This is a genomic window from Photobacterium sp. R1, from assembly GCF_054600795.1.
In genome coordinates this window covers 1-237 of the sequence record NZ_BAAHZP010000973.1, presented here as the reverse complement: position 1 = coordinate 237, position 237 = coordinate 1, and the positions used below count along the sequence as shown (strand labels likewise).

Sequence of the window (237 nt, the reverse complement as noted above, 5' to 3'; positions counted from 1 at the left end):
AAGGAAATTGCCATCTGGCAATTGATGTTCACGGCCTCGATTATGGTCCTGACCCTGTTCTGCTTTAACTATGTTTGTGACGGACTGCGTGACGCACTGGATCCAAAAGACAGATAAAAACGAAGCAATAATGATTGCCGCTGTTCAGTCTCCCTGAAAATACAGGACTGAATGGCGGCAGGAAAAGGAAGCAAGATATGAGCATATTATAAGTCAAAGATCTGCGCGTCGAATTTA

Annotated in this window: 1 pseudogene; it reads left to right on the top strand. The window is 43.9% G+C overall.

Going from position 1 to position 237, the window contains the following annotated elements:
* Positions 1 to 117: pseudogene (locus ACYP03_RS27970) on the top strand (peptide ABC transporter permease); the annotation flags it as partial.
* Between the last annotated feature and the right edge of the window lie 120 nt (positions 118 to 237).